Source organism: Nonomuraea sp. WAC 01424 (assembly GCF_003947315.1).
Lineage (GTDB): Bacteria > Actinomycetota > Actinomycetes > Streptosporangiales > Streptosporangiaceae > Nonomuraea > Nonomuraea spiralis.
In genome coordinates this window covers 104,057-127,857 of sequence record NZ_QHHZ01000015.1, presented here as the reverse complement: position 1 = coordinate 127,857, position 23,801 = coordinate 104,057, and the positions used below count along the sequence as shown (strand labels likewise).

15 protein-coding genes are annotated in these 23,801 nt (G+C 73.6%); 6 read left to right on the top strand and 9 right to left on the bottom strand.

What is annotated here, in order from left to right; all coding sequences use genetic code 11:
- Window positions 1-108: 108 nt before the first annotated feature.
- The 4 genes from DMB42_RS56115 to DMB42_RS36040 all read right to left on the bottom strand — a co-directional run bounded on the left by DMB42_RS56115 (window position 109) and on the right by DMB42_RS36040 (window position 5,602).
- A complete protein-coding gene (locus DMB42_RS56115) occupies window positions 109-705 on the bottom strand; it encodes a hypothetical protein (protein ID WP_125642363.1) in 597 nt (198 codons plus the stop codon).
- A 360-nt stretch (window positions 706-1,065) separates the two neighbouring features.
- Window positions 1,066-3,105, bottom strand: coding sequence for a M14 family zinc carboxypeptidase (locus DMB42_RS36050; RefSeq protein WP_221762509.1), 2,040 nt, complete (start codon window positions 3,103-3,105; stop codon window positions 1,066-1,068).
- Window positions 3,106-3,176: 71 nt separating this feature from the next.
- On the bottom strand, window positions 3,177-4,109 hold the full coding sequence (locus DMB42_RS36045) for an alpha/beta fold hydrolase (RefSeq protein ID WP_125642360.1): 933 nt from the start codon (window positions 4,107-4,109) through the stop codon (window positions 3,177-3,179).
- A gap of 86 nt (window positions 4,110-4,195) precedes the next feature.
- Entirely contained in the window at window positions 4,196-5,602 is a 1,407-nt protein-coding gene (locus DMB42_RS36040) for a CdaR family transcriptional regulator (RefSeq protein ID WP_125642357.1), read from the bottom strand.
- A gap of 89 nt (window positions 5,603-5,691) precedes the next feature.
- Here DMB42_RS36040 and DMB42_RS36035 point away from each other — a divergent pair, with 89 nt between their 5' ends.
- The 5 genes from DMB42_RS36035 (at window position 5,692) to DMB42_RS36015 (ending at window position 12,111) form a co-directional block, all read left to right on the top strand.
- Window positions 5,692-6,765, top strand: a complete 1,074-nt coding sequence (locus tag DMB42_RS36035; protein WP_125642353.1) for a DUF917 domain-containing protein — start codon at window positions 5,692-5,694, stop codon at window positions 6,763-6,765.
- A complete protein-coding gene (locus DMB42_RS36030) occupies window positions 6,762-8,078 on the top strand; it encodes a hydantoinase/oxoprolinase N-terminal domain-containing protein (protein WP_125642350.1) in 1,317 nt (438 codons plus the stop codon). The genes DMB42_RS36035 and DMB42_RS36030 overlap by 4 nt, the downstream gene beginning before the upstream one ends.
- 121 nt (window positions 8,079-8,199) lie before the next feature.
- Window positions 8,200-9,519, top strand: a complete 1,320-nt coding sequence (locus DMB42_RS36025; protein WP_125642347.1) for a cytosine permease — start codon at window positions 8,200-8,202, stop codon at window positions 9,517-9,519.
- A gap of 17 nt (window positions 9,520-9,536) precedes the next feature.
- The gene (locus DMB42_RS36020; RefSeq protein ID WP_125642344.1) at window positions 9,537-11,054 is read left to right on the top strand and encodes a hydantoinase/oxoprolinase N-terminal domain-containing protein; all 1,518 of its coding nucleotides are present in this window, start codon (window positions 9,537-9,539) and stop codon (window positions 11,052-11,054) included.
- Window positions 11,047-12,111 carry a DUF917 domain-containing protein gene (locus DMB42_RS36015; RefSeq protein ID WP_125642341.1) on the top strand — a complete coding sequence of 355 codons (1,065 nt, stop codon included), beginning with the start codon at window positions 11,047-11,049 and terminating at the stop codon, window positions 12,109-12,111. Before DMB42_RS36020 ends, DMB42_RS36015 begins: the two co-directional genes overlap by 8 nt.
- On the opposite strand, the gene DMB42_RS36010 is transcribed toward DMB42_RS36015, so the two are convergent.
- The 5 genes from DMB42_RS36010 to DMB42_RS35990 form a co-directional block, all read right to left on the bottom strand.
- Complete coding sequence (locus DMB42_RS36010; RefSeq protein ID WP_308427342.1) at window positions 12,081-12,368, bottom strand: YchJ family metal-binding protein; 288 nt, start codon at window positions 12,366-12,368, stop codon at window positions 12,081-12,083. The genes DMB42_RS36015 and DMB42_RS36010 overlap by 31 nt on opposite strands.
- A 170-nt stretch (window positions 12,369-12,538) precedes the next feature.
- Window positions 12,539-13,387, bottom strand: coding sequence for an NAD-dependent protein deacetylase (locus DMB42_RS36005; protein WP_185845051.1), 849 nt, complete (start codon window positions 13,385-13,387; stop codon window positions 12,539-12,541).
- A 47-nt stretch (window positions 13,388-13,434) separates the two neighbouring features.
- Window positions 13,435-13,815 carry a VOC family protein gene (locus DMB42_RS36000; protein ID WP_125642335.1) on the bottom strand — a complete coding sequence of 127 codons (381 nt, stop codon included), beginning with the start codon at window positions 13,813-13,815 and terminating at the stop codon, window positions 13,435-13,437.
- On the bottom strand, window positions 13,812-15,602 hold the full coding sequence (locus DMB42_RS35995) for an ABC transporter ATP-binding protein (protein WP_125642332.1): 1,791 nt from the start codon (window positions 15,600-15,602) through the stop codon (window positions 13,812-13,814). Before DMB42_RS35995 ends, DMB42_RS36000 begins: the two co-directional genes overlap by 4 nt.
- Window positions 15,599-17,404 (bottom strand): ABC transporter ATP-binding protein, encoded by a 1,806-nt coding sequence (locus DMB42_RS35990; protein WP_125642328.1) that lies wholly within the window; start codon window positions 17,402-17,404, stop codon window positions 15,599-15,601. The genes DMB42_RS35995 and DMB42_RS35990 overlap by 4 nt, the downstream gene beginning before the upstream one ends.
- A gap of 230 nt (window positions 17,405-17,634) precedes the next feature.
- Here DMB42_RS35990 and DMB42_RS35985 point away from each other — a divergent pair, with 230 nt between their 5' ends.
- Window positions 17,635-23,700, top strand: coding sequence for a phospholipase A2 (locus DMB42_RS35985; protein WP_125642325.1), 6,066 nt, complete (start codon window positions 17,635-17,637; stop codon window positions 23,698-23,700).
- Window positions 23,701-23,801: the final 101 nt, after the last annotated feature.

Below are 23,801 nucleotides of genomic sequence, written 5' to 3'. Positions count from 1 at the left end.
CGGGTCGTCCGGTGAGTCAGTATGACGGCTGGGCACGGGTGCTGTTTGCCGTTCCTTGACACGCGAGAAGGGCGTCCCCCGCAGGGAACGCCCTTCTCACACGTCTTCCTACTTCTTCACCGACACCGTGGCCGTGCTGGCAGCATCCTTCTGCCGCCACGCACCGGTCTCGAACGGCACCGGAGCAGCCTTCTTACCGACCCCGTCGCCCCACTTGGTGATCACGTACTGGATCTTGATGTGACCCTCACCCGACACACCATCCACACCCAGCGTGTCCGGATTGAACCGGCCACCAGTCAGCTCCGCGAACGTCTTGGCATCCAGGTCCAGCATCACCCCACGACTGGAGGGGTCACCAGGACCACGGTCACCCACGAAGAACGGCAGCTTCTTACCCTGATAGACCACATACCCCTCGGTCATCAGCGGCCACGACGGCGAAGCGGCAAGACCCTTCTGCATCGGCTTACCAGCAGCCGGCAGACCCGTGTCACCAGCACGACCCGAAGAGTCGTCCCAGAAATACGACGCGGTAGTAGCCCCGGCCAGCACACCCTGACTACTGGCGGCAGCCGTCTTGGCGGCGGCGGTGGTGGTGGTGTCGGCGTCGGCGTTGGCGGAATGGGCCGCGGCGCCGATGGTCAGCGCGGACAGCGCAGCGGCCGAAAGCATGGCGAACGAACGCAGGCGAACAGCAGTCATCAGGCAATCTCCTAGGTGACATCGATCACGAGGGGGCGTGCGCTCGCATGACTCAGACAAGACATAAAAGGTCGTAGCCGGGCACAAGGGCCTCAGGTCGCTACGTGGAGCGCAAACAGATGCGGGTGGTTGACGCGGACGTGATGGTGTCCGGGTCGTTCACCGGCTGGATAGATACAACACTAACCCAAGAAACGGACAAACGCAAACCAAACACCCCAAAACGGGCAATGATCTACCCTTGAACCGCAAACCCCAGGCAAACAGCATCAACCACAGCCAAAGCCCACGGGGTATGACTATGTAAACCACCGGCAACGACCCGGCATTCCCCCCATGACCTGCGCCTTTTCCGGAGCGTCACCGCTCCCGGAAACCGGCCGCCACGCCGACGAGCGAGATCAGGCCCGAGGCGAACTCCATGGCCTCGGCGTGCCCCTCCTCGAACGGCGGCTGGAAGCCCACGCCCTCCCACGTCCGCGTCGACGAGTTCCACAGGTCGGCGCCGACCTCGAAGTCCCAGCCGTAGATGCCGTAGTCGTACCAGAGCTCGTCGGCGGAGTTGCCGGCCGCCGAGTACAACACGTCGGTCACCGGTCCCGTCTGCTGCGGCCAGATGACCGTGCCGCGCTCGGCGGCGATGGCCTGCTCGATCGTGCGGGCCGAGCGCATGAAGTACGCCTCCTGGTCGGCGCTGGGCCTGGGCAGTGCGACCCGGCCGTCGAGCTTGTACGCCCCGGGCGGCCACATGAAGTACCCGCCGTAGCTGTGCACGTTCATGGCGAACCTGATGTTGCGGTACTTCTGGGCCAGCCAGACGACGTTGCGGCTCTCCGGCTCGGAGTGCTCGGCCGGTCCGGCGTACGTGCCGCTCTGGCAGTTGGCCGAGGCCCCGAAGTAGCCGTCGGTCAGGGAGCCCACGGCGTAGTTGCGGTTGACGTCCACGCCCCACGTGTTGCGCTGCGCCGGGTCCGACTGCGCGGCCGGGCAGTGGTTGGTCATGTTCTTCCGCTGGCTGTTGAAGTCGTAGAAGCTGTAGTTCGCGCCGTCGGGGTTGACCGTGGGCACGATGAAGATGTCGGTGCGCTGGAGCAGCTTGCGGGTGGCGGGGTCGCGGGCGTAGTTGCGCAGCAGGCGTTCGGCGGCCTCGACGGTGACCAGCGGCGGCACCCATTCCCTGGCGTGCTCCTGGGCGTAGGCCAGCACGCCGGTGCGCGAGCCGTCGCGGTGGACGCCGACGCGCAGCGCCAGCACCCGCATGGGCGCGCGGGAGACGTCGGCGGGCGCCTTGAGGGAGTCGGTGAGCCGGGTGGCGGCGGCCGCGGCGATGACGCCCGCGCCGGGGTCGGTGCGGTACGCGGCGGCCTTGACGCCCGTGCCAGCCGTGGCGTTGACCGCGGCGACGACCTGGGCGGCGGTGCTGACCGGGGTGCCGGAGCCGTCGGTGGCCAGGCTCACGGTCACCTGCCTGCCGTTCACGCCCACCTGGAGCGGCCGGTCCGGCGCGCCGGGGGCGGCCAGCTCGACGGAGACGTCGTTGCCGCCCTCGGAGCCGTAGGCGTCGGAGGTGACCACGATCGCGGCGCCGGGCGGCGTGCCGATCAGGGCCTGGGCGTGGCGGCGGTAGCCGTTGGTGAGGTTGGGCAGCTGGATGATGTCGGTGAGCGCCGGGTAGCGGCGGTGCAGCGCCTGGATCCGCTCGTTCAGCTGGGCGGGCGGCATGTACTGGGTGACGAAGTCCTTCTGGTAGCCCGGCGCCTGGCGGTCGGGGCGCTCGCCGTCGGGCCATTCGCGTACGCGGGCCTCCGCCTTGCCGCCGGTCGCCGAGGTGACCGTGACGCGCTGCGGCTCGGCCGTCACCGGCGACGGCGTGCTGAACTGGTGGCCCATGTACGCGCCGGCGTCCACGAACGGGACCATCGCGACCTGCCCGGTGGCCCCGCGGCGGCCCGTCCAGGTGGCGGTGAGCGCGGCCGTCTCGCCCGCGCTGCTGCTGGCCTCGACCGACAGGAAGTACCCGTCGCGGGACTTGTACCAGACGGCCCGTTCGATGACGATCTGGTCCTGCGCGGCGGTGGCGCTCGGCGTCTTCTTGGCGGCGGGCGGCGTGCCGGGCGCGAGGCCCACGCCGATCGACTTCAGCCCGGCCAGCGCGCTGGGCGTGAGAACGGCGTCCACCTGGACGCTGCCGTCGGCCTGGGGGCGTACCCGCTCGGTCAGGTCGGCGCCGGAGGCGACCAGGCGCTCCATCGCGGCCTTGTCCGGCACGGAGAGCGTGACCAGCGAGGCGGGCTCCGGATCGCCCGGTCCGGCCACGGCCGGCAACGACGACGGCCCGGAGGCCAGGAACGTCGAGACGACGATCATCAGGATGACGGCGGACGCCCGTGAGCCACGCATCGGTCTCCTCCAAGGATCACCGGTACCTCGATCATTGAAAGCCGACTTGACCGAACGGGCAAGACCCAGTTTCAGCGTTTCGTGAAGGCGGCGATCTCCCGGATCGCGGCGACGACGAGATCGGGCTGCCAGTACTGCACGTAGTGCTCGGAGGTTGCGGCCACGACGACCCGCCCGCGGGTCGACCCGGCGGCCACCCGCCGGGCCTGGTCGAGGGCGCTCGGCGGCCCGCCGGACGGGATGACGACCACGACCGGCGGCCCGGCCGGCTCCCGCACCGCGTCGGCGACCTCCCGCGCGCTGTCGAGCGAGGCCCACGCCTCGGCCCTGGCGGCGGCCATGCTGCCCGGCCCGTAGACGACGGGGGCGGCGGCGCGGGCCGCGGCGGTGGCGTCGCCGGGCACGAGGAGGTCCCCGGCCAGCCGGAGCAGGCCGATCCTGGCCAGCGCCTGGTTGACGGTGAGCTGGGCGGCCACCAGCGGCCTGGACACCCGCATGGCCGCCGCGGCCCCCTCGTCGGTGGCGTCGACCAGCACCAGGCCGGCCGTCAGGTCCCGGTACCGGGCGGCGAACAGGCGGACGATCTCGCCGCCGTAGGAGTGACCGGCCAGGACGTACGGGCCGGGTTCGCCCGCGGCGGCGAGCAGCGCGCGCAGTTCGGCGGCCGCCCGGCCCGCGGTGCGCGGCCCCGGGCCCTGCTCGCTCCAGGCGTAGCCGGCCCGGTCGTAGGAGCACACCCGCAGCCCGGCGGACAACCGCCGCTGGACGACCTCCCAGCTCGCGCTGGATTCGACCAGGCCCGCTTCGAGCACGACCACCGGGCCGCCGGACCCGGTGCAGCGCAGGTGGAGGCGGTGGCCGCCCACGTCCACCAGGCGGCCGGGCGGCGGATAGCGCGCGGCGTCGCCGCGCCGGGCGGCGGTCTCGTAGCCGAGGCCCGCGCAGGTGGCCACCAGCACCAGGCCCGCGCACCAGGCGAGCAGGCGCCGCGCTTTTCGCATCATGTCCCGAATCTAGGGATCCGGTCCGCGGGTTTCCTCGTCCTGGCGGGCGAACGCGGGCTGGGAGCAGGGTCCCGGAGGGACGTCCTTCAGCGGAAGGAGGCCGCGCGGCAGGCGAGCTGGAGGGCCAGCCGTTGCTGCGGGTCGTCGAGGTCGGCATGGAGCAGGGTCTCGATGCGGCGCACGTTCCGGCTGACGGCGTTGCGGTGCAGGTGGAGCTCCTCGGCGGCGCGGGCGGGCGAGCCGTTGTGGTCGAGGTAGGCGCGAAGGATGGCCAGGAGGTGGCCGGCCCGCTCGCCGCCGAGGTCGAGGATGGGTTGCAGCAGCTCCCCGACGGCGGGCCGGGCGGCGTCGGAGGCGTACCACTCCTCCAGCATCCGGTCCAGGCCGGCCAGGTCGTACGTGACCAGCGGCAGGGGGCTGCGGCGCAGGGCCGTACGCGCCTCGGAGGCGGAGGTGCGCAGGCCGAGCAGGCCCTGGCGGGCGGTGCTCACCCCGCAACGCAGGTCGGCGCCCGCCGGGCGGACCCGTTCGAGCAGGCGGGCGGCGTCGCGTACGGCCTCGCGCAGGCCCGCCCTGCCCTGGTCGCGGCGCTGGCTGCGGACCACGATCAGCGCGTCGCCGGCGAGCGCGGCGTTCCAGGCGGCGCCGCCCAGCTCGCGGGCCGCGCGCACGGCCCGCGACGCGGCGGTCTCCAGCAGGGCGTAGCGTTCCTGACCGCCGTCGGGCGCGGGGTCGGCGGCGGACGTGGACGCGGGGTCGGCGGGTTCGAGGCGTAGGACGACGTGCCAGTCGTCGATCGGCAGGCCAAGGGCTCTGGCGCGGGGGGCCAGCTCCTGCGCCTGGTTCTCGGAGGCGACCAGCAGCTCGGTGAGGAGCTGGGCGCGCGAACGTCCGGGCAGCTCGTCGGCGGGGCCCGCGGCGGCGGCCAGCGAGGCGAGCCTGAGCACGATCCCGGCCGCCCGGTCGAGGTGCGTCCCGCCCCGCCCCGGCCCGGTGTCGGAGCGTACGGGGCTGGTGGTGAAGGTGGTGCCGTCGGCGTGCACGGTGAGGCCGAGGGCGGCGCCGGCGGCCTCGGCGATGCGTTCGGGCGCGCCGCCCGCGTGCGTCACGGCCTCGGCGGCGCGCGCGGCGCGGACCAGCGCGTCGGCCGCGTCGCCCGCGATGGCCCGGTCGATGGCCACCACCAGTTCGGCCAGGTCGCCCCCGGCCGCCAGCAGCGCGACGCCGCCGCGTTCGGCCAGCGCGGCGGCGCTGCGGTCGACCTCGGTCTCGGCGGTGAGGACGAGCGCCACCGCCCCGGCCGCGGCGGCGTCCCGCAGCGCGACGTCGAGCCGGTACCCGGCCGCCTGCCGCGAGGCCGCGCCCGTCAGGACGAGCACCGAGCCCGGCGGCTGCCCCGCGATCCCGCCCAGGTCCTCCACCAGGCGTACGCCCGAGGCCGCCGCCGGCGTGTCCGGACCGGCGAGCGGACGCAGCTCTTCCAGCAGGTACATGCCATCAGTGTGCCATCGGCACACGAAGCCCGCCAAAAAGGTGCTGTGGGAACATCCGGCTCGACCTGCGGCTTCGTAACCTCGGAAGGGTGGACATCGACACCGGGCTGCTGCCCGCCTTCGCCCGCGGCTGCGCCGTGCTCGGCTCGGGCGGCGGCGGTCCCGTGACCATCGCCCGCGCCGCGGCGTTGCAGGCGCTGGAGGACCACGGGCCCGTACGCGTCGTCCAGCCCGCCGAGCTCGACCCCGCGCTGCTGGTGATGCCCGTGGGCACCGCGGGCTCCTCGGCCGTGATGTCCGAGCGCGTCGGCGGCACCGACGAGCCCGTCTACCTGCGCGACAAGATCGAGGAGCTGTACGGCGCCCGCGTCGGCGCGGTGCTGGCCAGCGAGATCGGCGGCGCGAACGGCTGCCTCGCGGTGGCGTGGGCGGCCCGCGTCGGACTGCCGCTGGTGGACGCCGACGGGATGAGCCGGGCCTTCCCCCGTATGGACCAGACGGTGATGCAGTTGCGCGGCATCGCGCCCACCCCGGCCGTGTTGTGCGACGAGCGCGGCCGGACCGTCGTCGTCGACCACGTGACCGGCGGCTGGCTGGAGCGGCTGGTACGCGCCTCGCTGGAGGCGTTCGGCGGCCAGGTCGCGACCAGCGAGTACATCATGCGCGGCGACCAGGTGGCCGCCTCCACCGCGCTCGGTTCGGTCACCCGGGCCGTGCGCCTGGGGACGCGGCTGCCGGACCCGCTGGTCACCGGCAAGGTCGCCGAGACGGCCGGGTCGATCCTGGTCGAAGGGCTCGGCGCCGACCAGGGACGGCTGGTACGGATCCAGGCGGCCAGCGAGTTCGTCGCCGTCGTCGAGGACGGCGTGCCGCTGGCCGTCGTGCCCGACGTGATCGCGATGCTGGACACGCGTACCGGCGAGGTGGTGCAGGCCGAGCAGGTCCGGTACGGGTTGCGGGTCAGCGTGGTGCGCGTCCCCTGCGATCCCGTCTGGCACACGCCTGAGGGGTTGGAGCTGGCGGGGCCGGCCGCGTTCGGTCTCACCGGCCTCACCCCTCCCCCACCGGCGCCGGCCACTCCCGTGACGACGGAAAGCCCGGCGGGCACGGGCCTGAGCCCCTCCCCCACCGGTTCCGGCGAGCGGCCGGAGGCCGGGACATGAGGGCCGGGGTGGACGTCGGGCCGACCAACACCGACGCGGCCGTCGTCGCCGACGACGGGACCGTGCGCGCGACCGTCAAGATCGCCTCGATCCCCGGCGACCCGGTGGCCGGAGTGCGCGCCGCGCTGGAACGCCTGCCCCTGGACGGCGTGCCGACCCAGGTCGCCGTCGGTCTGCGCGGCGCCGCCACCGCCGTGACCAGGCGGTCCGGGCTGCGCCGGGTCGCCGTGCTGCGCATCGCCGGGGTGTCGGCGACCGCGGTGCGCCCGCTGTCCGGCTGGCCGCCCGACCTGCGCGACGCCGTGAACGCGGGCACCGCCGTCGTGGACGGCGGCGGCGGGCTCGACCGCGAGGACCGCACGCCGCTCGACCGCGACGCCGTGGCCCGCTTCGCCGCGAGCGTGGCGGGCACCGCCCAGGCCGTGGCCGTGGCGGGCCTGTTCTCGCCCCTGGACGGCGAGCAGGAACGCGAGGCCGCCGAGATCGTCAGGGCGGAGCTGGGCGAGGGCGTGCCGATCGCGTTGTCGGCCGACCTCGGCTCGCTCGGCCTGCTGGAACGCGAGAACGCGACCGTGCTGGACGCCGCCCTGTCGGGGTTCGCCGGCGCGGTCTCCGGCGGGCTGGCGGCCGCCCTGGACGGCCTGTGCCCGGGGGCGGCGGCGTTCGTGACCCGCGGCGACGGCACGTTGATGAGCCTGGAGCACCTGGCCCGCCATCCCGGGCTCAGCCTGGGCAGCGGCCCGGCCAGCGTGCTGCGCGGCGCGGGCGCGCTGACCGGGCTCGGCGACGCGGTGGTCGCCGACGTGGGCGCCACGCGGGTCCGCGTCGGCGTGCTGGCCGGTGGCTATCCCGAGGAGGCCGTGGGCGGCGCGGACATCGGGGGCGTGCCTGTCGGGCTGCGCATCCCCGGGCTGATCAGGGTGGCCAGGCCGGTGGACCCCGCCGAGCTGGCCGAGGCCGTGGACCGGTTGCAGCCGGGCGCGGGGCTGCTGCCGCTCGTGGTCGTGGGCGGCGGCGCGCACTCCGTACCGGAGGGGCTGCATCCCGAGCACGGGCCCACCGCGGGCGCCATCGGCGCGGCGGTCAGCCCGGTCGGCGGCCAGTACGAGCGCATCGTCCGCCTGCCCGACCGTTCGGCGCTGCCGGCGGCGCTCGAACCCGTGGCCGAGGAGGCCAGGGCGGCGGCAGTGCGCGCCGGGGCCGATCCGCGACAGGTACGGGTCATCAGCGTGGAGGAGATCCCGCTGGCCTACCTGCCCGGTCCGTTCGTCCGGCTGCGCGCCCCGGCCGCCGGCCCGCCCTCACTCCTGTGAAGGCCCGTCCGCCGGTGAAAGCCCGCCCGTGAAAGCCCGTCCGCCCGTGAGCCCCGATTCGTGAGCCCAGCCCCCACCCGTGAGCCCCCGCAAGACCCCCCGAGGTAAAGGAAATCCCACCATGACCGACTCCGACTACCCGCTGGAGCGGGTGCCACAGGCGGCCCGCTACTCCTGGTTCAACGTGGCCGTGCAGCGGTTCGGCCAGCTCTCCGACCTGACGCAGTTCCTGCTGGGCGCCACGCTCGGCGCGGGGTTGTCGTTCTGGGGTGCGTTCTGGGCGTTCACGCTCGGCTCGGTGATCCTGGAGGTGGTCTGCATCTTCGTCGGCATCGCCGGGATGCGCGAGGGCCTGTCCACGTCCCTGCTGGCCCGCTGGACCGGTTTCGGCCGGTACGGCTCCACGATCATCGGCGTGATCATCGCGCTGAGCCTGTTCGGCTGGTTCGGCGTACAGACCGCGGTCTTCGCCGCGGGCCTGCACTCGATCATGTCCTGGCTGCCGCTGTGGGTGTGGGCCATGATCGCCGGGATCGGCGTGACGCTGCTGGTCGTACGGGGTTTCAAGGCGATGGGAATGACGGCGTTCATCACCGTGCCCGCCTTCCTCGGCCTGGCCGGGTGGGCGATGTGGGTGGAGATCTCCCGGCACGACCTGGGCACGCTGGTGGCCTCGCCGCCGTTCGGCGAGCCGATCAGCATCGCGACCGGCGCCACCATCGTGGCCGGGTCGTACATCATCGGCGCGGTGACCACGCCCGACATGACCAGGTTCAACCGCAACACCGGCGACGTGGTCAAGCAGACCCTCGTCGGCATCTCCCTCGGCGAGTACGTCCTCGGCCTGGCCGGCGTGCTCCTGGCCTACGCGGTCAAGTCCTCGGACGTGATCGCGATCATCACCGCCTCCTCGGGCGTGGTCGGCGTCGTCATCCTCATCTCGGCCACCGTGAAGATCAACAACTGGAACCTGTACTCGGCCGCGCTCGGCCTGCTCAACGCCGTCGAGTCGACGATCGGCCGGCGGCTGAACCGGGTCGCCGTCACGGTCGGCATCGGCGTGCTGGGCAGCGTGCTGGCCGCCGCCGGGATCCTGGAGCGGTTCACCGACTTCCTGCTGATCCTCGGTGTCATCACGCCGCCGGTGGCCGGGATCATGGTCGCCGAGTACTTCATCGTGCGCCGCTGGCGCCCGGCGCTGGACGCCTCCCGCGCCACGGGCACGCTGCCCGAGACCGAGCCGACCTGGGTGCCCGCCACGCTGGTCATCTGGACCGCCGCCGCGCTGATCGGCTGGCTCAGCGACCACTACCAGTGGTACGGCATCCCGGCCCTGAACTCCCTGATCCTCGCGGGCGTGGGCTACGTCGTCGCGGGCCGGCTCGGCCTGGTCCGCGGCACCCGCGAGGTCCCCGTCGAGCGGCCCGCGCTCACCGTCTGAGAAGAAAGTCCTCCTTCATGCGTATCGGCATCGACGTGGGCGGCACCAACACCGACGCCGCCCTCATCGGCGACGACGGCCAGGTGCTGGCCACCGTCAAGTCCCCCACCACCGCCGACGTCACGGGCGGCGTCGCCGCGGCCCTGGCCGGCCTGGGCGCGACCCGGGTGTCGGCGGTGATGATCGGCACCACCCACTTCGTCAACGCCCTGGTGGAGGCAGCCCGGCTGGAGCCGGTCGCAGCCGTACGGCTCGGCCTGCCCGCCACGGCCGCGCTGCCGCCGCTGGTGGACTGGCCCGACCGGCTGCGCCAGGCCGTCGAGGGCGCGGTCTACCTGTGCCGCGGCGGCTGCGAGTACGACGGCGCCCCCATCTCCGAGCCCGACCCGGACGAGCTGCGCGAGGTCGCCGCCGACATCAGGCGGCGCGGCCTGCGCACGGTCGCGATCTCCTCGGTCTTCTCCCCTGTCAGCGACGCCCACGAGCGGCTGGCGGCGGAGCTCCTGGCCGCCGAGCTGGGCCCGGACGTGCACCTGTCGCTGTCCTGCGAGATCGGCCGGGTCGGCCTGCTGGCCAGGGAGAACGCCACGATCGTGAACGCGGCCCTGCGCCCGCTGGCCGGCCGTACCGTGGCCGCGTTCAGTGAGGCACTGCGGGTGGCCGGGATCGACGCGCCGCTGTTCCTGTCCCAGAACGACGGCACGCTGATGGACGTGGACCAGGCCCGCCGCTACCCGGTGGCCACGTTCGCGTCGGGGCCGACGAACTCGATGCGCGGCGCGGCGTACCTGTCGGGGCTGACGGACTGCGCGGTCGTGGACATCGGCGGCACCACCTCCGACGTGGGCATCCTGGTCGGCGGCTTCCCGCGCGAGGCCGCCGGGGAGGCGCTGGTCGCCGAGGTGCGTACCAACTTCCGCATCCCGGACGTGTTGTCGATCGGCATCGGCGGCGGCTCGCTGGTCGCCGAGGACGGCACGACCGGCCCGCGCAGCGTCGGCTACCGGCTGACCGAGGAGGCGCTGGTGTTCGGCGGCGGCACGCTGACCGCCACCGACCTGGCCGTGGCCGCCGGGCTGGCCGACATCGGCGACCGCGCCAAGGTCGCCCACGTCGATCCGCAGCGCGCGCTCAAGCTCATCGCCGAGCGCGTCTCGGAGGCGGTCGACCGCATGCGCACCTCGTCCGCGCCGCTGCCCGTCGTGCTGGTCGGCGGCGGCAGCGTGCTCATCGAGGAGCTGCCGGGCTTCGACGACGTACGCCGCCCCGCGCACTTCGAGGTGGCCAACGCGGTCGGCGCGGCCATCGCCCAGGTCGGCGGCGAGGTGGACCGGGTCTTCTCCGGTCCCCGCGAACGCATCCTGGAGGAGGCCAAGAGCGAGGCGATCATCCGTGCCGAGCGCGGCGGCGCCCGCGCGGGCAGCGTGCGGATCGTGGACGTGGAAGAACTGCCGCTCGCCTACCTGCCCGGTGACGCCACCAGGATCAGGGTGAAGGCGGTCGGCGACCTGGACCTGGAGAAGATCGATGCGTGAGATCGGAATCGACCGGCTCGACGACATGGCCCGCGGCGCCGGCATCCTCGGCACCGGCGGCGGCGGCGACCCGTACGTGGGCAAGCTGCTGGCCCGCGAGGCGATCCGCAGGCACGGTCCCGTGCCGCTGGTCGCCATCGACGAGGTGCCCGCGGACGCGACCGTCGTCGCGGTGTCGGGCATGGGGGCGCCGACCGTGCTGCTGGAGAAGCTGCCGGCGGGCACCGAGGAGCTGACCGCGCTGCGCGCCCTGGAGGCGGTGCTCGGGCGTCCGGCCACGCACATCGTGCCCATCGAGGTCGGTGGCGTGAACTCGATGATCCCGATCGCCGCCGCCGCGCAGGCGGGCCTGCCGATCGTGGACGGCGACGCGATGGGCCGCGCCTTCCCCGAGGCGCAGATGGTGTTGCCGACGCTGATCGGCGTGCCGAACACGCCCATGGCACTGGCCGACGACAAGGGCAACACGCTGGTGCTGGAGACGGTGTCCAACGTGTGGGCCGAGCGCCTGGCCAGGTCGGCGTGCGTGCAGATGGGCTGCCAGGTCTCCTGCGCCGACACCGTCATGCGCGGCGACCAGCTGCGCGACGGGCTCGTGCCGGCCACGCTGACGCTGGCCGAGGACCTGGGCCGGGCCGTGCGGCTGGCCCGCGCCGGTCACGCCGACCCGGTGGCGGCGGCCCTGGACGTCCTGGGCGGCCTGACGTTGTTCACCGGCAAGGTCGTGGACGTGGAACGCCGTACGACCGGCGGCTTCGCCCGCGGCCAGGCCCGCCTGGAGGGCACGGGCACGCTGGAGCTCAGCTTCCAGAACGAGCACCTGCTGGCCCGCCGGGACGGCGAGATCGTGGCCACCACGCCCGACCTGATCTGCGTGCTGGACACCGACTCGGGCGAGCCGGTCACCACCGAGGCCATGCGCTACGGCCTGCGCGTCACGGTCGTCGCCGTGCCGTGCGACCCGCGCTGGACGTCGCCGGGCGGGCTGGAGCTGGCCGGGCCGAGGTACTTCGGCTACGACTGCGACTACCGGCCGCTCGCGACGACCCCGGCGTAGACCCAGCGGCCGTCGAGCCGGACGAACCGGCTGTGCTCGTCGAGCACGCCCGGCACCCGCCGGTTGACGAAGTGGGCGCGGAAGCGCACGGTGCCCTCGGTGTGGACCGGGCTGCCGCCGGTGCTCTCCAGCACCTCCAGCTCCACCCACGCGACCTTCCTGTCGAGGTCGAGGCGGGCCGGGCGGTCGGTCGGGTGCCAGGTGGCCATGAGATAGGCCTCGTCGCCCACGGCGAACGCGCTGAACCTGGACCGCATGAGCGACTCCGCGGTGGGGGCCGACCCCTCACCGCGGTGGAATCTCCCGCAGCAGTCCGCGTAGGACGCGGGCAGACCGCAGGGGCATGGACGAGGAGGCATGCCCTCCATTGTGCCGCCCCGGCGGCGCGCCGGGGGCGGGGCGAGGCAGGGCGGGTCTGGAAGGGGCGTCAGAGCCGGGCGGCCAGCTCGGTCAGCGTCGCGCCGAGCGGGGCGTCGAGCAGGAGCGCGGCGTCGGCGTCGCCGCCGGTCGGGCCCTGGTTGACGATGGCGATGGGCAGGCCGAGCTCGGCGGCCCTGGTGACGAAGCGCAGCCCCGACCTGATCGCCAGCGACGACCCGAGGACGAGCAGCGAGCGCGCCCGGCCCACGAGCGCGAAGCACTCGTCCACGCGCTCGCGGGGCACGTTCTCGCCGAAGAAGATCACGTCGGGTTTGAGCAGCCCGCCGCAGGAGTCGCAGTCGACCACCTGGAACCCGGCGACCTGCGCGTCGGTGAGGGCGGCGTCGCCGTCGGGGTTGATCCGGCCCTCGGCGGCCCAGCGCGGGTTGGCCGCGCTGAGCCGGCGTTCCAGCTCGGCGCGCGGGGTGCGTTCGCGGCACGACAGGCAGACGACGCGGTCGAGGCCGCCGTGCAGCTCGATCACCCGGCGGGCGCCGGCGGCCTGGTGGAGGCCGTCGACGTTCTGGGTGACGATGCCGGACAGCAGGCCGCGCCGTTCCAGGCCGGCCACCGCGCGGTGGCCGGCGTTGGGCGCGGCCTGCCCGATCTGCCGCCAGCCGACGTGGCTGCGCGCCCAGTAGCGCCGGCGCGCCTCGGCGCTGCCGGTGAACCGCTGGTACGTCATCGGCTCAGCGCGCCGGGCCTGCCCGCTCGGGCCCCGGTAGTCGGGGATGCCCGACTCGGTGGACAACCCGGCGCCGCTGAGCACCACGACGTCGCCGCCGGCCACCAGTTCGGTCAGCGGCACCATCGCGGGCCCGGTCAAGGGTGCGGTCGCGGGCCCGGTCAGGGGCATCGTCACGGGCGCTGTCGCAGTTTCTCCCACTCCTCCATCATGCCCGGTCAGAGGTAGTTGCTGAGCTCGACCAGGTTCCCGTCGGGGTCGCGCAGGTAGACGCTCCTGATGGGCCCGAGCGCGCCGGTGCGCTCCACCGGGCCCTCGACGAGCGCGACGCCGTGGCCGGCCAGCTCCTCGACGACGGACTCGATCGGGTCGGCGGTGATCAGGCACAGGTCGGCGCTGCCCGGCGCGGGCCGGGCCGCCTTCGGCTCGAACTCCTGGCCCGCCTGGTGCAGGTTGATCTTGCTCTGGCCGAACGCCAGCGCCCGCCGCCCCGCGCCGAACGTCACCGCCTCCATCCCCAGCACGGTGGTGTAGAAGCGCACCGCGGCCTCGACGTCGGCGACGGTCAGCACCAGGTGGTCCAGACGGTCGATCCTCATGTGGCCCCTCTTTCCTCGATCGGTTCCCCGTTCCACAACCTGCGCATCTCGGGGCAGGTGCGCAGCAGTTCGCCGAGCGGTCCGCGGCCCGCGACGCGGCCCCGGTCGAGGACGACGATCTGGTCGGCGCGTTCGAGCGCGGCCCGGCGGTGGGAGACCACGAGCAGCGTGGCCGGGCCGTGCCGGGCGATCCGCTCCCACAGCAGGTTCTCGGTCGCGACGTCGAGCGCGGACGACACGTCGTCCACCACGAGCAGGCCGGGGGAGCGTACCAGGGCGCGGGCGGCGGTGGCGCGCTGGACCTGGCCGCCGGACAGGCGTACGCCCCGGGGGCCGACGACGGTCTCCAGGCCGTCCGGCATGGCGGCCAGGTCGTCCTCGAGGGCGGCCAGCTCCAGCGCGCGGGCGACCGCGTCGTCGTCGGCGGGCAGGCCGAGGAGCAGGTTCTCGCGCAGGGTCTCCGAGAACAGGCGGGGGATCTGGCCCGCGTAGGCCGCCCGGCCGGGCACCAGGAACGTGCCGGGGTCGGGCACCGGGCGGCCGTTCCAGGAGATCGTCCCGTCGTCGAGGGGCAGCAGGCCGAGCAGGGCGCGTACGAGCGTGGTCTTGCCCGCCCCGACGGCCCCGGTGACGACGGTGAACGTGCCGCGCGCGAGCGTCAGGTCGACGCCGTGCACGCCGCGCCCGCCGGGATGGCGTACGGTCAGGCCGCGTGCCTCCAGCACCTCCAGCGGCTCACCGGGCGGGGACGGCCGCGGCGCGGACGGCGGGGCGGCGCGGAGGTGGAGGGTGCGGTCGCGGGTCAGGTCGGCGGCGTCCTGGTACGGGGCGAGCAGCTCGGTCAGCCGCCCGGCCGACACCCCGGCTCTGGGCAGGCGGTACAGGACGGAGCCGACCGTGCGCGGCAGCGCGGTCAGCCAGCCGACGTAGCTGGTGAACAGCGCCAGGTCGCCCACGGTGAACTCGCCGCGGCGCATCGCCCCGGCGGCCAGCAGCAGGACGATGCCGACGCCCAGCTCGACCGTGGTGCCCGTGGCGGCCTCCAGCAGGTCGGTGGCCAGGCGGCTGCGTACGGCCGCGTCGCGCCGCCGGCCGTTGAGCGCGCGCAGCCGCTCCAGCGCCGCCCGCTCGGCCCCGGCGGTCTTGACCGTGAGCACGCCGCCGAACAGCTCGCCGACGAAGGCCGTCACGCCCGCGCCGAGCTCACTGGCCCGCTGGTGCCGCCGCCCGATCACCCGTCCCATGAGCCTGCTCAGCAGGCCGGCGGCGAGCATCGGCACGACCAGCGCCACGGTGACGACGGGATCGATCGACACCATGATCGCCAGCGCCACCCCGCCGAACAGCAGGTTCCCGGCGAGGGGCACCGACTCGTCGGCCAGCTCCACCAGCTCGCGCACGTCGTCGCGCAGCCGGGCCAGCGACTCGCCCGAAGAGCGCGGCAGCCGGGCGGCGACCGGGCCGCGCGCGGTCAGCACCGAACCCAGCACGTTGGCGCGCAGCAGCGTGGCCGCCGCGTCCCACCAGTAGGAGCCGTAGGCCCAGGCGAACACCAGGACGACGCCGCGGACGAGTTCGACGCCCACGAAGGCCGCGCACAACCACAACGACTGCCGCAGCGTCGCCGGGCTGTGCCCGCTGATCTGATCGAAGAGCTGCCGCAGCACGAGCCCGCCGCCGAGCGGGATCACGTGGACCGGCAACCACAACAGGATCTGCGACACGTACAGGCGCACGTCGAAGCCGATCAGGCGGCCGGTCACGGCCAGGGCGCGGCGGGAGCTCATCGGCTCACCCCCGCGGCGTCCAGGAGCCTGCCGAACCTGCTGTTCGGGTCGGCGGCCAGGTCCGCGCGGCGGCCGTACTCGACGAGCTTGCCGCGCTCCAGCACCGCGATCTTGTCGACGTGCGCCAGGGAGGAGAGCCGGTGCGCGATGAGCACGCCGGTACGCCCGTCCAGCAGCCGCCGTACGCCGTCCTCGACGTGCCGTTCGGTGGCCGGGTCGAGCCTGCTGGACGCCTCGTCGAGGATGACCAGGCCGGGGTCGGCCAGGAATGCCCGCGCGAACGCGAGAAGTTGTGCCTCGCCGGCGGACAACTCGCCGGGTTCGCCGTCGAGCCCGCCGGGCAGGGCCGCCAGCCAGCCGCCCAGGCCCACCCCGTCCAGCACGGCACGCAGGCGGTCGTCGCCGTGACCGGCGCCGGACCGGGAGTCGGACCCGGTGCTGGACCGGGTGCTCGACAGGGATCCGAACAGGGTGAGGTTGTCGCGGACGCTGCCGGCGAACAGCCGTACGTCCTGGGTGACCACGGCGACCCGGCGGCGCAGCGACTCCGGGTCCGCCTCGCGCAGGTCGAGGCCGCCGATCTCGACCGTGCCGCCGGTCGGGTCGTACAGGCGCAGCAGCAGCTTGGCCAGGGTGGTCTTGCCGCTGCCGGTGCGTCCCACCAGGCCGAGGCGTTCGCCGGGGGCGAGGGTGAGGGTGATGCCGGACAGCGCGGGCTCGCCGTCGTCGGGGTAGGCGGCGCCGACGTCGGCCAGCCGCAGGCCGAGCGCGCCGGCAGCGGGCAGCGGCCGGGGCACGGCGGGCGCGGGCAGCGCGGGCCGCTCGGCCAGCAGGGTGCCGATGCGGGCGAACCCGGCCAGCGCCCCCTGGAACTGCCTGAGCTGGTCGATCAGCCGCTCGAACGGCGTGCGGATCATCAGCGTGTACTGGAAGAGCAGCACGGCGGTGCCGACGGTGACCGCCCCGGCGTCCAGCAGCCAGGCGGCCAGGCCGAGCATCAGCGCGGTCCCGGCCGCGAACGCCACCCCGGTGGCCGCGAGCAGGCCGCCCGCGATGCGCGAGCCGTACCACTCGGCGCGGAACCAGGCTCCGGCGACCTCGTGGAAGCGGCCGACGGCGTGCCGGCCGGCGCCGTTGGCCCGCAGGTCCTCGGCCCCGGCCAGCCGCTCTTCGAGGTGGCCGTACAGCGCCGCGCTCGCCTCCCGCGACCGGGTGGCCGACGGTACGGCGAGCCGCTGCGCCCCGGCCATGCCGAGCCCGGCAAGCACGCAGTACGCCAGCAGCGCCGCGCCGAGCCGCCAGTCGACGGTGAACACGACGGCGAGCACCCCGGCCAGCAACAACAGCCCGGCCACGACGTCGAGCACGAACGCGACGACGAAGTCGGCCACGGCCACCACGTCGCCGTCCACGCGCTCGATCAGCTCGCCGGGTGTGTGGCGGGCGTGGAAGGCCAGGTCGAGGCCGAGCGCGTGGCCGGTCAGGTGTTCGCGCAGGCGGTTGGTGCCGTCCCAGGCCAGGCGGCCGGAGAGCCACGCGGTGACCATGCGGGCGGCCTGCCCGGCGGCGGCCAGGCCGAGGTAGCCGAGCGCGATCAGGATCAGGTGGCGCGGCCCGGCGCCGCCGATCGCGTCGTCGACGAAGCGGCGGGTGATCTGGGGCGCGGCCAGCGGCAGCGCCGTGGCCGCGGCGGTCGCGGCGGCCAGCGCGAACGCGGTGCGCGGCGCGGGGCGCAGGTGCCGCAGCGCCTGCCTCGCCGGTCTATCTACATGCGGAAACGTCCTGGTGAGCGGAGATATCAAGAAGCGTCATGCCCTCTGAATAGGTGGGATTCCTGTGCTGAAAGGTCATGAACGCTGTTCTCATCGGTGCCGCTCCTCCGGCCGGTGACTGGTGCCGCCGGGAAGTACAACAGCCGCCCGCGCCGCGCCGCAACCGGTTTTCGGCCGCCTACGCGATCTATACGCCGCCTATACACCCGCTGATCACGCTGAGCACCGAACGGCCTTACACCCCCCGCGGAGGTTGGACGGTGTTGAAGAAACCCAGGCGGCTGACTCCCTTACCGCCGCTCGTCGTCCTGTTGCTGACGTCCACGGCACTCGTGCCGATCCCCGCGCGGTCGGCCCCGCCCGCGCCCGTCAAGGCCCAGGCCGCGGTGGCCTGCCCGGACGAGATGCCCACCGAGATCTCCGCCCGCCTGGCCGCCGCGGTCTGCGGCAAGCGGGTCAAGGCGGTCTCGCTCACCACCGAGACCGACGAGTTCTTCGTCAACCCCGCCGGCACGATCACCCAGGAGCACCGCTACCGCCCGGTCCGGGTCAAGCGGGGCGAGGCGTGGGTGGCCGCCGACCCGACGCTGGCCGCGGCCGGGGACGGCTCGGTCGCGCCGAAGGCCGCCGCGGTGTCGTACAGCTTCTCCGGCGGCGGGGACGGCCCGCTGGTGACCGCGTCCGAGCGCGGCACCCGGCTCACCCTGGGCGCGCCGCTCGGCGCCCTGCCCAAGCCGGTGCTGGACGGCGCCACCGCCACCTACGCCGAGGTGCTGCCGGGCGTGGACCTGGTGCTGACCGCCGACGTGGACGGCTTCGCCGAGAAGCTCGTGGTCAAGACCCGCCAGGCCGCGGCGAACCCGGCGCTGAAGGAGCTGACGTTCGCCACCTCGGTGAAGAAGGGCGAGGCCAGGACCGACAAGCACGGCAACGTCTCCGTCGTGGACGCCGCGGGCGAGCCGGTGTTCGGCTCGGCGGCGCCGGAGATGTGGGACGCCGCCACCGAGTCGGCCATGACCCGCAACCCGGCCACCCCGGCGCTGGCCGCCCGGGCGGGCCGGCGGGCCAGGATGGGCGTCCGGCTGTCGGGCCGCGAGCTGCGCGTCACCCCCGACGCCGCCCTGCTGGCCGACCCCGCCACCGTCTACCCGGTGACGATCGACCCGAGCTTCACCTCGGCCAAGTCCGGCTGGACGTACGTGGACTCGGCCTATCCCAGCAGCGCGTACTGGAACTCCACGAGCGACGCGACGGCCGGCACCAGCAACGGCGGCGGCTACAAGCGGCGCTCGTTCTTCAACATGGGCCTGTCGGGCCTGGCGGGCAAGCACATCACGGCGGCCACGTTCAACATCAAGGAGACGTGGGCCTGGTCCTGCTCGGCGCGGAACGTCGAACTGCACCGGACGGCGGCCGTCGGCTCGGGCACGACGTGGAACAACCAGCCCGCCTCCAACCTGAACGTCGGCGCCAAGAACGTCGCCTACGGCTGGTCGTCGGCCGGTCAGGGCGGCGCCTCGACCTGCCCGGCGGCCTGGGTCGGCTGGGACGTCACCAGCGCCGTGCAGAGCGTCGTGAGCGCGAACGGCACGTCGGTCACCTTCATGGTCAAGGCCGGGAGCGAGACCGACAACTACTACTGGAAGCGCTTCGCCAACAACCCGAACATCTCGATCACCTACAACTCGCTGCCGGGCACGCCGTCGGCCCTGGCCGTCGCGCCCTGCTCGGTGTGCGCCAGCCCGGCCACGGTGGGCGCGGCGCAGCCGACGCTGTCGGCCAAGGTGAGCGACGCCGACGGGCAGGCGCAGCGGGCCGACTTCGAGGTGTGGACGTCCGACCACGCGACCAAGGTGACCGGCGGTTCGGCCGCGAACGTCGCGAACGGCGCCACCGCCTCCTGGAAGACGGCCACGGCGCTGGCCGGCGCCTCCTACTCCTGGCGGGTGCGTACCCACGACGGCACCGACTACGGCGCCTGGTCGTCCTGGTTCGCCTTCACCGTGGACGCCACGCCGCCGCCCTCGCCCGAGGTGTCCTCCGGCGACTACCCCGAGGACGCCTGGGCCAAGGGCTCCGGGCAGGCCGGGCAGTTCACCATCACGCCCGCCTCGGCCGACGTGTCGTCGGTGTCGTGGTCCTTCGACGGCGGCACGCAGCAGTCCGCCGCCAACTCCGGCGCGCCGCACACGGTGAGCTGGACGCCGCCCGCCGACGGCCCGCACACCCTCAAGGCGTGGGTCAAGGACAAGGCGGGCAATCTGTCGGCCGCCACGACGTACGCCTTCAACGTGGGCGCCTCGGCGGTCACCTCGCCCAAGGACGGGCAGTCCACCGCCCGCCGGACGGTCCTTTCGGCCACGGGCAGCGCGGGGCTGAGCGCGGTCACCTTCTCCTACCGGCGCGGCGAGGCCGACGACTGGCACCAGGTGCCGGCGGCCGACGTACGCGGGAAGGCGGACGGGTCGGCGGTCACCTGGCCGGTGGCGATGAGCGCGGGCGCCTCGCCCGAGCTGGTCTGGGACGCCACGCACTCGCTGGCCGAGGACGGCTCGATCGAGATCAGGGCCGAGTTCGTCACCTCGTCGGGCACGGCCGCCTCCCAGCCGGTGGACCTGATCGTGGACCGGGACGCCGAGGGCGCCTCCACCCAGCCGGTCGGCCCCGGCTCGGTCAACACGCTCACCGGCGACTTCAGGATGGCCGCGACGGACGCGAACGTGTACGGCGTCGGCCTGATGCGCTCGTTCTCCTCGCGTGACCCGCGCAAGGGCTCGGCGCTGCCGGGCGTGGCGGCCATCTTCGGCACCGAGTGGACGCCGACCGGGCTCGCCCAGTCGGGTCAGGGCACGTTCGCCCAGCTCAGGGCCACCTCGACCACCTCGGTCGAGCTGAGCGGCGAGGGCTCGACGCTGGCCTTCACCAAGAACGCCGACGGCTCCTACGAGCCGCAGCAGGACGCGGCGAGCCTGAAGCTGACCTTCGACGCCGCGGCCGACCGGTACACGCTGTCGGACACGAGCTCGGCCGAGCGCACGGTGTTCGCCAAGGTGGACGCGGCGGCGCCGATCTACCTGGTGCGGGCGGTCTACCCGGCCAGCGGCAAGGGCAGCACGGCCTTCGTGTGGCAGTCGGTGACCGGCTCCGACGGCAAGGCGCTGGCCCTGCCGGTCAAGATCATCGCGCCGTCGTACACGCAGGCGGACTGCGACGTGGACACGCTGGCGAGCCTGCCGCAGGGCTGCCGCCTGATCAAGCTGGACTACGCCACGACCACGACCGCGGGCGCGCAGCTCGGCGACGTGGCCGGGCAGGTCAAGGCGATCAGCCTGTGGGAGGGCGGCGCGAGCGCGCCGCTCGGCCTGTCGGAGTACCGCTACGACGACCTGGGCCGCCTGCGCGAGCAGTGGAACCCGGCCACCCCGGACATCAGGACGCGCTACGACTACGACCTCGGCGGCCGGGTCAACCGTTACACCCCGCCCGGCGAGCTGCCGTGGACGTTCGCCTACGGCAAGGCGGGCAACGCCGACACGGCCTCCGACGGCATGCTGCTGGCCGTCTCCCGGCCGACGCTGCGGCCCGGCACGCCGAGCGAGACGAACGGCACCGCGGTCACGTCGGTGGTCTACGACGTGCCGATCAGCGGGACCGGGGCGCCGTACACGCTGAGCGGGACGGCCACGGCCACCTGGGGGCAGGGCGACGCCCCGGTGGACGCGACCGCGATCTTCCCGGCCGACCAGGTGCCGGCCAACCACACCGGGCGGGGTGGCCTGGCCGCCTCCGACTACGGCCGCGCCACGCTCACGTACCTGAACGCCTCCGGGCAGACGGTCAACCGGGTGGAGCCCGGCGGCGCGGTCTCGACCAGCCAGTACGACGCGCAGGGCAACACCGTGCTCACGCTCTCGGCGGGCAACCGGGCCCTCGCCCTCGCGCAGACGCCGGACGCGGGCACCGAGCTGGCCCGGATCGGGCTGCTCAACGCCTCGACCGCCGACCGGGCGCGGGCCCTGGCCGAGGAGTCGGCCTACAGCTCCGATGGGCAGCGCATGGTCTCCGAGTTGGGCCCGCTGCACCTGGTCACGCTGAACGGCGCGCAGGTCGCGGCCAGGAAGCACACGGTCAACACCTTCGACGAGGGCCGGCCGGCCGCCGCCAAGGTGTCGAACCTGGCCACGACGGTCGCGGTGGGCGCGTACGTGCCCGGCGCCGCCGCCGACGCCGACGTGCGGACGAACCGGACGTACTACGACTGGAACACTGGCAGGAGCGTCAAGACCGTCGAGGACCCCGGCGGCCTGGCGATCACCAAGACGACCGCGTACGACTCCGACGGCCGGGTGGTCGCCACGACGATGCCGAAGTCGTCCGGCGCCGACGCGGGCACCACGACCAGCGAGTACTACACCGCCGACGGCACCGGCACGTGCGGCGGCAAGGCCGAGTGGGCCGGGCAGCTCTGCCGTACCAAGGCCGGGAGCGGCGTCTCCGACAACGGCACCCGCCCGGCCGAGCTGGTCACCAAGGTGTACGCCTACGAGCCCGGCGGCCGGCTGTCGTCGGTGACCGAGACGGCCAACGGGGTGACCAGGACCACGACCACGACGTACAACCCGGCGGGCGACATCGTGAAGACCGTCGTCGGCGGCGGGGCCGGCACGGTGGTGCCCGAGGTGAGCACCGTCTACGACGCGGCCGGCCGCGCGGTCAGGACCACGGCCTCCAACGGGACCGTGATCACCCGCGAGTACGACGCGCTGGGCCGCCAGACGTCCTACACCGACGCCGACGGCGGCGTGACCAGGGTCGAGTACGACGCCCTCGACCGCATCACCAAGAAGACCGACGGCGCGCCCTCGACGGTCACCTACGCCTACGACGACGTGCGCGGCGCGCTGGCCACCATGACCGACTCGGTGGCCGGGACGTTCACGGCGACGTACAACGTCGACGGCTCGATCACCCACGAGAACCTGCCGGGAGGAGTGTCCTACGACCTGTCCAGGGACCCGTCGGGCGCGCCGGCCACGCGCGTGTACCGGACCACGGCCGGGGTGAAGCTGCTGGACGACTCGGTGACCTGGTCGATCCACGGCCAGCAGGTCACGCACAACGGGCTGTCCGCGCAGAAGATCGGCTACGACCGGCTGGGCCGGATCGCCACGGTGGACGACACCGTGAGCGGGACCTGCGCGCGCCGGGCCTACGGCTACGACGCCAACTCCAACAGGACGGGGCTGACGTCGAGTGCCTGCGACGGCTCGGGCGCGGTCACCGAGAACCACGCCTACGACGGCGGCGACCGGCTGGCCGACGCGGGCTACGAGTACGACGCCTACGGCCGTACCACGGGCACGCCGGCCGGGCTGAAGGTGGAGTACTACAACACCGACCTGGTCCGGCAGATGACGTCGGGGACGGTGCGGCAGTCGTACACGCTGGACCCGGAGCTGCGGCGGGACACCACCACGCTGGAGCAGCTCAGCGGCGGCACGTGGAGCCAGACCGGCAGGCGGGTGGAGCACTTCGACGCCGACGACGACACGCCCGCCTGGGTCGTGGAGGGCGGCGCCGTCACCAGGAACGTGCACTCCATCTCCGGCGGCCTGGCCGCGGTCACCTCGGCCACCGGGGACGTGCGGCTCCAGCTGACCAACCTGCACGACGACATCAACGTCGTCTACGCCGGCGGCGTGCCGCTGGCGCTGGACTTCGACGAGTTCGGCAACCCGCGCGCCGGCCAGCCGGCGATGCGGTACGGCTGGCACGGCGCCGCCGAGCGGGCCGCCGACACCCCCGACGGCACGATCCTCATGGGCGTCCGGCTCTACCAGCCCAAGCTGGGACGTTTCCTGCAGACCGACCCGGTGGAGGGCGGCAGCGCCAACGCCTACGACTACGCCAACCAGTCACCGACCTCCAACGCCGACCTGGACGGCAAGAAGTGGTACTGGTGCACCAACTTCTGGCACTTCGCCTTCAACCACTGCGGCGTCAGCTACGCCTACTACCACGGGAGCTGGCGTTACGTGCAGTGGAAGAAGACGCCGGCCGGCTGGTGGGTGCGCGGCGTGTACTACGACTACTGCACCAAGTCCCCCGACAAGCCGCTCGGCTACGACTTCCGGCAGGCGTGCATGATGCACGACTACGGGTACGCCCTGCGAAATATGGGGTATGTCCATAGCAAGTACCAGGTGGACTACATCTTCTACTACGTCCTGTACTGGGGCGTCTGCTCCCACTACTTCTTCAAGGGGACATGTCGCCGCATCGCGTACGCGTACTTCCTTTCGGTGGTCGCCTTCGGCCACCCGTGACCTAGGATGAGCCACCGGCGGGAGCCACCACGAAGGGCTCCCGCCGGTGCCCCTTTCTCCCGGTCCGACCGATGGGTTGACGGAAGTCGGACGTTGATGCA

Coding starts and splice junctions, on each gene's coding strand:
- DMB42_RS36010 (WP_308427342.1), bottom strand. CDS start 12,368: ATGCGGTCCAGGTTCAGCGCGTTCGCCGTGGGCGACGAGGCCTATCTC.
- DMB42_RS36020 (WP_125642344.1), top strand. CDS start 9,537: ATGCGTATCGGCATCGACGTGGGCGGCACCAACACCGACGCCGCCCTC.
- DMB42_RS36015 (WP_125642341.1), top strand. CDS start 11,047: ATGCGTGAGATCGGAATCGACCGGCTCGACGACATGGCCCGCGGCGCC.
- DMB42_RS36050 (WP_221762509.1), bottom strand. CDS start 3,105: ATGCGTGGCTCACGGGCGTCCGCCGTCATCCTGATGATCGTCGTCTCG.
- DMB42_RS36040 (WP_125642357.1), bottom strand. CDS start 5,602: ATGTACCTGCTGGAAGAGCTGCGTCCGCTCGCCGGTCCGGACACGCCG.
- DMB42_RS36005 (WP_185845051.1), bottom strand. CDS start 13,387: ATGCCCCTGACCGGGCCCGCGACCGCACCCTTGACCGGGCCCGCGATG.
- DMB42_RS36045 (WP_125642360.1), bottom strand. CDS start 4,109: ATGATGCGAAAAGCGCGGCGCCTGCTCGCCTGGTGCGCGGGCCTGGTG.
- DMB42_RS35995 (WP_125642332.1), bottom strand. CDS start 15,602: ATGAGCTCCCGCCGCGCCCTGGCCGTGACCGGCCGCCTGATCGGCTTC.
- DMB42_RS36030 (WP_125642350.1), top strand. CDS start 6,762: ATGAGGGCCGGGGTGGACGTCGGGCCGACCAACACCGACGCGGCCGTC.
- DMB42_RS56115 (WP_125642363.1), bottom strand. CDS start 705: ATGACTGCTGTTCGCCTGCGTTCGTTCGCCATGCTTTCGGCCGCTGCG.
- DMB42_RS36025 (WP_125642347.1), top strand. CDS start 8,200: ATGACCGACTCCGACTACCCGCTGGAGCGGGTGCCACAGGCGGCCCGC.
- DMB42_RS36000 (WP_125642335.1), bottom strand. CDS start 13,815: ATGAGGATCGACCGTCTGGACCACCTGGTGCTGACCGTCGCCGACGTC.